General features: G+C 71.8%; 7 protein-coding genes and 1 pseudogene. 6 read left to right on the top strand and 2 right to left on the bottom strand.

Annotated features, from left to right (window positions below):
• Positions 1-38 precede the first annotated feature (38 nt).
• Together JNL41_RS18185 and JNL41_RS18180 are read left to right on the top strand one after the other, a co-directional pair.
• Positions 39-1,895, top strand: coding sequence for a copper resistance system multicopper oxidase (locus tag JNL41_RS18185; protein WP_293477415.1), 1,857 nt, complete (start codon positions 39-41; stop codon positions 1,893-1,895).
• A complete protein-coding gene (locus JNL41_RS18180; protein ID WP_293477409.1) occupies positions 1,892-2,800 on the top strand; it encodes a copper resistance protein B in 909 nt (302 codons plus the stop codon). Before JNL41_RS18185 ends, JNL41_RS18180 begins: the two co-directional genes overlap by 4 nt.
• Before the next feature lie 12 nt (positions 2,801-2,812).
• Here JNL41_RS18180 and JNL41_RS18175 read toward each other — a convergent pair whose 3' ends face one another.
• Together JNL41_RS18175 and JNL41_RS18170 are read right to left on the bottom strand one after the other, a co-directional pair.
• Positions 2,813-3,361, bottom strand: coding sequence for a MauE/DoxX family redox-associated membrane protein (locus JNL41_RS18175; protein ID WP_365698467.1), 549 nt, complete (start codon positions 3,359-3,361; stop codon positions 2,813-2,815).
• A pseudogene (locus tag JNL41_RS18170) lies at positions 3,356-3,535 on the bottom strand (glutaredoxin); the annotation flags it as partial. The gene JNL41_RS18175 and the pseudogene JNL41_RS18170, both read right to left, overlap by 6 nt.
• 91 nt (positions 3,536-3,626) lie before the next feature.
• Here JNL41_RS18170 and JNL41_RS18165 point away from each other — a divergent pair.
• The 4 genes from JNL41_RS18165 to JNL41_RS18150 all read left to right on the top strand — a co-directional run bounded on the left by JNL41_RS18165 (position 3,627) and on the right by JNL41_RS18150 (position 7,127).
• On the top strand, positions 3,627-4,031 hold the full coding sequence (locus JNL41_RS18165; protein WP_293477407.1) for a MerR family DNA-binding protein: 405 nt from the start codon (positions 3,627-3,629) through the stop codon (positions 4,029-4,031).
• Between the two features lie 68 nt (positions 4,032-4,099).
• Entirely contained in the window at positions 4,100-4,513 is a 414-nt protein-coding gene (locus JNL41_RS18160) for a hypothetical protein (RefSeq protein ID WP_293477405.1), read from the top strand.
• A gap of 92 nt (positions 4,514-4,605) precedes the next feature.
• The gene (locus tag JNL41_RS18155; protein WP_293477404.1) at positions 4,606-5,868 is read left to right on the top strand and encodes a TolC family protein; all 1,263 of its coding nucleotides are present in this window, start codon (positions 4,606-4,608) and stop codon (positions 5,866-5,868) included.
• A complete protein-coding gene (locus JNL41_RS18150; RefSeq protein WP_293477402.1) occupies positions 5,868-7,127 on the top strand; it encodes an HlyD family efflux transporter periplasmic adaptor subunit in 1,260 nt (419 codons plus the stop codon). Before JNL41_RS18155 ends, JNL41_RS18150 begins: the two co-directional genes overlap by 1 nt.
• Positions 7,128-7,133: the final 6 nt, after the last annotated feature.

Here is a 7,133-nt window from a genome sequence, read left to right as displayed (position 1 = left end):
GGCGCGCGATGAGGGGCGGCCCGCGGCGGTGCGTAGAGATGGCGTGCGGCGTCGGGTCCGCAGTGACGGCGGATGACCTCGTGAGCTCTATCGACCGGCGACGGCTCCTGCGCGGCGGCGGCGCCCTGGCCTCGGCGGCGCTGGCCGGCGGCCTGCTGCCAGGCTGGGCGCACAGCGCGACGCCCGGCGCAACCCGGCCCGCCCGCCTGTCGGGCGACGACATCCGCCTGACCATCGGCCACAGCCACCTGACCCTGAACGGGCGCCAGGGCCACGCCGTGGCGATCAACGGGACCGTGCCCGGACCGCTGATCCGGCTGAAGGAAGGCCAGAACGTCCGGCTGCACGTGACCAACGACCTTCCCGAGGAGACCTCGATCCACTGGCATGGTCTGCTGGTGCCGTTCCAGATGGACGGAGTGCCCGGGGTGAGCTTCCCGGGCATCGGGCCGGGCGAGACCTTCGTCTACGAGTTCCCGATCATCCAGAGCGGCACCTACTGGTATCATAGCCACTCCGGCCTTCAGGAGCAGGAGGGGCACTACGCGCCGATCGTGATCGATCCGAAGGGCGCCGACCCCGTGGCCTACGATCGCGAGCACGTCGTGGTCCTGTCCGACTACAGCTTCCTGCATCCCCACGCGATCTTCCGGAAGCTCAAGCAGCAGGGCGGGATCTTCAACTACCGGAAGCAGACGGTCGGCGGGCTCCTGGCCGGACGCGACCAGACCCTGCGCGAACGGATCGAGTGGGCCAGGATGCTCATGGATCCGACCGATCTCTCCGACATCACCGGGGCGGCCTACACCTTCCTGATCAACGGCCACGGCCCCAGGGAGAACTGGACGGGCCTGTTCACGCCCGGAGAGCGCGTGCGCCTGCGGTTCATCAACGCCGCGACCCAGTCGATCTTCAACGTCCGCATCCCCGGCCTGAAGCTGACGGTGGTGGCGGCGGACGGCCAGCATGTGCGGCCGGTGACGGTGGACGAGTTCCAGATCGGCAACGCCGAGACCTACGACGTCGTCGTCCAGCCGGCGGACGACCGCGCCTATACGCTGGTGGCCGAGAGCATCGACCGCTCGGGCATGGGGCGTGCGACGCTGGCGCCCCGGGCGGGCATGACCGCCGAGGTTCCGCCGCTCCGCAAGCGGCCGGTGCTCACCATGAGGGACATGGGCATGGACCATGCGGCCATGGGGCACGCCGGCGCGGCGCCCATGCCCGGCATGGACCACGCCGCCATGGGGCACGGGGCGGCGCCGTCGCCGACGCATCCCCCCGGGATGGCCCCGCCACGCGTCCGCGGCTCGGACGCCATGGGCGACATGGGCGGCATGGAGATGTCCATGCTGGATCCGATGAACGCGCCCCAGGTCCCGCTGGGGCCGGGCGTGCAGATGATCGCGCCGATGGCTGTGGACCGCACCGGCGAGCCCGGTCTCGGCCTGGAGAGCGTCGGCCACCGGGTCCTGGTCTACAAGGACCTGATCGCGCTGGAGCCCAACCCCGACACGCGGGCGCCCAGCCGCGCCATGGAGATCCGGCTGACCGGCAACATGGAACGGTTCTGGTGGGGCTTCGACGGCCGGAAGTATTCCGAGAAGCCGCCGCCCTATACCCTGCGCGCCGGCGAACGGGTCCGGATCACCCTGGTGAACGACACCATGATGACCCACCCGATCCACATGCACGGCCACTTCTTCGAGCTGATCCACGGGCCGGTCGGCCACATGCCGCGCAAGCACACGGTCAACGTCATGCCCGGCGGGAAGGTCACGTTCGACGTGACCGGAGAGGCCGGCGACTGGGCCTTCCACTGCCACATGCTCTACCACATGCACGCGGGCATGTTTCAGGTGTTCGCCGTGCGCGCCTACGGAGGCGCCGCGTGACCCGCCTGGCGCTGATGACCGCCGCGGCCGTGATCGCCGCAAGCCCCACCCTGGCCCAGCCGGCCGATCCGCACGCCGGTCACGCCATGCCGGCCCCGCAGGCCGATCCCCATGCGGGCCACGCGGAGTCCGCATCCGCGTCCGCGGCGCGGACCGGCGCGGACCTGCCCGTGGGCGACGCCCCGGCGCCGCGGCCGCCGAGCCGGCCGCTCGCCGACGCCATCTTCGGAACGGCGGCGATGGAGCCGGCGCGAGAGCTGATCCTGCGCGAGCACGGCGGCGCCGCAGGCTCGCAGGTGATGCTCGACATCGCGGAGTTCGACACGGGCTCGAAGGCGTACGAGTGGGAAGGCGAGGCCTGGTTCGGGACCGACGAGCATCGGGTGGTCCTGAAGAGCGAGGGCGAGGGCGCGCGCGGCGAGGCCGTCGAGCATGCCGAGATCCAGGCGCTCTACGGGCGTCCAGTGACACTGTACGGCGACCTGCAGGTGGGTATCCGACAGGACCTGCAGGCGGGCCCGGACCGCACCTACGCCACCATCGGCTTCGAGAGCCTGTTCCCGTACTGGTTCGAGGCCGAAGGGGCGCTGTTCCTGTCGCAGAAGGGCGAACTGTCGGCCAGGGTCGAGGGCAGCTACGACTTCCGCCTGACCCAGCGGCTCGTGATCCAGCCCCGTGCGGAGCTGAACGCCTACGCCGAGGATGTCCCGTCGCTGGGCGTGGGATCCGGCCTTGCGGACGCCGAACTGGCGCTGCGGCTGCGCTATGAGATCAGGCGCGAGTTCGCGCCCTACGTCGGCGTCGTCTGGACCCGCAGGTTCGGCGACACCGCGCGCTTCGCGCGGGCCGCCGGCGATGGTGCGGAGGAGACCAGGCTGGTGGCGGGCCTGCGGGCCTGGTTCTGAGGCCGTTCGACCTCACATCCAGATCATCCAGAAGGCCATCGCGATCATCATCAGGTTCTCGGTCAGCGAAACGAACCCGAGCGGCACGTTGGAGCTTCCGCCCACGCACGCGCACTTGAGTTCGCGCCGCTCGACGTAGACGGCCTTGAACACGGAGATCGCCCCGACGGTCCCGATGAACAGAGCGATGGGCGCCGAGATCCATGTGAGAACGCCAGCGATCATGAGCAGGCCTGCGGCGCCTTCCGCGAACGGATAGATGTAGCCGTAGCGGACCCACCGCTTCGCGAGCAGGTCGTAGTTCAGGAACATGGTCGAGAATTTCTCGACGTCCTGCAGCTTCAGCATCGCCAGCACGACCATGCTGAACCCGATGAACCACTCGCCGGCGCGTATCGTGAACGCCGCGCCGAACGCGGCGTGGCTCGCCGCCAGCGCCATCAGCGCGGTCAGTGCGAACACCGCGACGACGGGTCGGTAGCTGGTCGCGCCAGGCTCCGCGACCTTCAGGCCCAGGTGGCGCCGAAGGTCGTCGTAGCCGCCGATCCGCCGGCCCTCCATGAAGACCTGCGGCGTCGTGCCGACGCCATGCGCGGCCTTGAAGGCGTCCGTCTCCGCCCGCGACGTCAGCCAACGGTCCTCAACCTCGAAGCCCCGGCGCTTCAGCAGGTCCAGCGCCTTCAGGCCATAGGGACAGGTATGCCCGGGCATCACCATCCGGTGGAGCTGGGCGGTCCTCGCGGCGGGGGTGTTCATGGGGGCGTTCGCTTGCTGTCGTTTCGCTGACGCCCATATGGGGTCCGTACCATGGTACGGAGGCAATCCCATGGCCGACCTGACGATCGGGGCCCTCGCGCGGGCGGGCGGCGTGGGCGTCGAGACCATCCGCTACTACCAGAGGCGCGGGTTGCTGCCAGAGCCGGCCCGCCCGGCCGGGCCCGGCCTCGGCGGTGGGGTGCGTCGCTACGGATCCGGGGACGTGCGCCGGCTGCGCTTCATCAGGTCCGCCCAGACCGCCGGCTTCACGCTGGAGGAGATCGGCGAGCTTCTCACCCTCGACGCCTCGAACGAACGGGCGCGCGCCCAGGACCTGGCGCGGGCCAGGATCCTCGCGCTCGACGCCAGGATCGCCGAACTGACCGAGGCGCGCGAGGCTTTGGCCCGCCTCGCCGACGCGTGCGCCTCCGGCGGCGCGGGACCGTGCCCGATCATCTCCGCCTTCCAGCCCTGAGCAACCGGCCGGCGACCGCGCTTGCGGGCCTGACCGGAGCGATCTAGGAATCGGGGGACGGGAGTTCCATGCTCGCATCGTTGCGCCTCAGTTCCGTGCGGAACGCGCTGGTCATCGTTCTGGTGGCGCTCAGCGCCTTCATGGCCGTGCAGCGGGCGCAGGCGGTCATCGACGTGGTCCAGCATGCGCTGGCCATCGACCACGCCGCCCCGGCCATGGAACTGGCGGTCGTGGACCACGATCACGACGTCGACCCGCCGGGCGCGGACGATCCTCAGGGCGGCGCCGAGCGGGATCATGCGCCGGGCACGCACCACCATCATTCGGAAGGGCCGCAGTTCGCGGCCATGACCGCCTCCGTGACGGTGGAGATCGCCGTGTCGCGCTCGCAGGCCGCCTTCCGCCGCGCCGACGCGGGCTCCCCGCAATCGCGCATCTTCGGCCTCGAACGGCCACCCAAAGCTCTCGAACGGCAAGCCTGACCGGCGCGGCGACCAGGCCGCGCGCCTGATCCGCAGTTTCGAGAGACACCATGCATGTTCGACTTCGCGGTCGCGCGTCTGCGCGGCCAGGGTTGGCGTTCCTCGCCGGCCTGCTCCTCGCCTTGGCGGGCGCGCGCTTCGCGTCCGCGCAGACGCCGCCGCCCGCCGGCCCGATCCTCAGCCTCGCCGACGCGCTCGTTCGGGCCGCCGCCGCCGACCCCGCCACGGCGGGATGGGACGCCCGCCTGGCGGCCGGGGAGGCCAACCTTCGCCAGGCGGGCGTGAAGCCCAACCCCTCGCTCGGTCTCGAACTCGAGAACTTCGGCGGCACGGGCGGGTACGCCATCCTCGACCGGACCGAGGCCACGCTGAGCTACCAGCAGACCCTGGAGCGCGGCGGCAAGCGCGAGGCCCGGATGGACCTCGCCCGCGCCGGTGCGGGCGTGACGCGGGCGCGCCGCGAAGTCCGCAGGCTCGATCTGCTGCGCGACGTCCAGGTCGCTTACGCCGACGCCCTCGCCGCCGAGGCCGAGCTGCTGATCGCGGACGCCAGGCTGGTGGCCGCGCATTCGGCGCAGGGCGACGTGGCCCGGCGCGTCCGTGCGGCGCGCGATCCGCTGTTCGCGGGGTCCCGGGCCGAGGCGACCACGGCGCAGGCGGCGATCGACCGCGACCAGGCGCGCGCGGCCGCGACGAACGCCCGCAGCGCCCTTGCACGGTTCTGGGGCGGCGGGCCGGGCTTCGCCCTCGACCTGGAGACGTTCTTCGGGGTCGTGCCGCCCGCCGGCGCGGCCGACGTCGCGCGGGCCGATCTCGGCCTCCTCGAAGCCGAGCGCGAGGCCGCCGCCGCCGGCGTCCGCGTCGAGCGCTCGCGTGCGGTGACCGACCCGACGGTGCGGGCCGGCCTGCGCTATTTCGGAGACGGCGACGACGTGGCCCTGGTGGTGGGCGCGAGCGTGCCGCTGCGGCTCCACGACAACAACAGGGGGGCCATCGAGCGCGCGATCTCCGAACGGAGCGCCCTGGAAGCCGACATCGTCGCCGAGCGCATTCTGCGGGCGCGCGAGATCGCCCGCCTCGTCGCCCGCATGGCCGCCGCCGCGGCGGAGTCGGAACGGCTCCGCGCCGAGGTGATCCCGATCGCCATCCGCGCCGTCGAGCAGGTCCGCGACGGCTTCGAGCGCGGCGGCTTCCAGTACGCCAATGTCGCCGAGGCCGAGCGCGCCCTCGCGGACGCGCGGGCGCGGCGCGTCGCGGTCCTGCGCCAGTTCCACCTCGAGCAGGCGGCCCTCGACCGCCTCACCGGGCGCCACGCGGCGCTCGCCTCCTCGAACCTCAATGCGGAGCGTCGCTGATGCGCGCCATCCTTCAACGGCGGCGCGGCCGCCTGATCGTCATCCTCGCGCTCTCCGCCGCGCTGGCGGCGTGCGGCCAGAGGCCGTCCAGGGCCCCCGAAGGCGAAGCCCACGCGGCGGCCGCTTCGGATTTGGAGCGCGGGCCGCATCGCGGTCGCCTGCTGCGGGACGGGGACTTCGCCCTGGAGGTCACGCTCTACGAGGAGGGTCCGACGCCGATCTTCCGGCTCTACCCCTACAGGAACGGCAAGCCCGTCGATCCGAAGGGCGTCGGCGTGAATATCGCCCTGACCCGGCTGGGGGCGAAGGTCGACCGCTTCACGCTGATCCCGGAGGCCGACTACCTCACCAGCCCGGCGCCCGTGCATGAGCCGCATTCCTTCGACGTGAGCGTGTCGGCGACCTACGCCGGCAGGGCGCACCGGTGGGCCTATTCCTCTTACGAGGGCCGCACGACCATCGCCGCCGACGCGGCGCGCGCCGGCGGGGTCACGACCGAGAAGGCCGGTCCGGCGTTGCTCGGCGAGTCCCTGGCGATCAACGGACGGGTCGAGATCACGCCCGAGGGCCAGAGCGACGTGATCGCGCGCTACCCCGGCCGCGTGACGAGCCTGAACGCCGAACTCGGCCAGCGGGTGCGGCGCGGCCAGGTGCTGGCGCGCGTCGAGTCCAGCGAGAGCCTGCAGACCTATCCCGTCACCGCGCCGATCTCGGGCGTGATCGTGAAGAAGAACGTCACGGCCGGCGGGATGAGCGGCAACGAGCCGATCCTGGTGGTGGCCGACCCCGACAAGCTGCACGCCGAGTTCTTCCTCTACCCGCGCGACGCCGAACGGGTCCGCGTCGGCCAGCGCGTCGAGGTGGTGAGCCTCGCAGGCGACCATCGCGTGGTCAGCACGGTCGAGGCGATCCTGCCCACGGCCGACCTCACCAACCAGACACTGATCGCCCACGTCCACATGCCGTCGGGCGGGGAAGCGTGGCGGCCCGGCCTGGGCGTGAAGGGGACCGTGACCGTAGGCGCCTCCTCCGCCCCGCTGGCGGTGCGGACCAGGGCCATCCAGCCGTTCCGCGACTTCGAGGTGGTCTACGCGAAGGTGGGCGACACCTACGAGGTGCGGATGCTGGAGATCGGCCGCCGCACGCCGGAGTGGACCGAGGTGCTCGGGGGGCTCGAGCCCGGGACCGAGTACGTCGTCGATGGCGCCTTCCTGATCCGCGCGGACATCGAAAAGTCCGGCGCGAGCCATGACCACTAGGCGGGA

The organism is Phenylobacterium sp. (assembly GCF_016793285.1).
Lineage (GTDB): Bacteria > Pseudomonadota > Alphaproteobacteria > Caulobacterales > Caulobacteraceae > Phenylobacterium.
The sequence above is the reverse complement of the archived record's forward strand: the minus strand, read 5'-3'. Positions and strand labels throughout refer to the sequence as shown.

Bases quoted from the DNA above. Each gene is read 5' to 3' on its own strand.
- JNL41_RS18175 (WP_365698467.1), bottom strand. From the start codon at position 3,361: ATGGAGGGCCGGCGGATCGGCGGCTACGACGACCTTCGGCGCCACCTG.
- JNL41_RS18160 (WP_293477405.1), top strand. From the start codon at position 4,100: ATGCTCGCATCGTTGCGCCTCAGTTCCGTGCGGAACGCGCTGGTCATC.
- JNL41_RS18185 (WP_293477415.1), top strand. From the start codon at position 39: ATGGCGTGCGGCGTCGGGTCCGCAGTGACGGCGGATGACCTCGTGAGC.
- JNL41_RS18165 (WP_293477407.1), top strand. From the start codon at position 3,627: ATGGCCGACCTGACGATCGGGGCCCTCGCGCGGGCGGGCGGCGTGGGC.
- JNL41_RS18150 (WP_293477402.1), top strand. From the start codon at position 5,868: ATGCGCGCCATCCTTCAACGGCGGCGCGGCCGCCTGATCGTCATCCTC.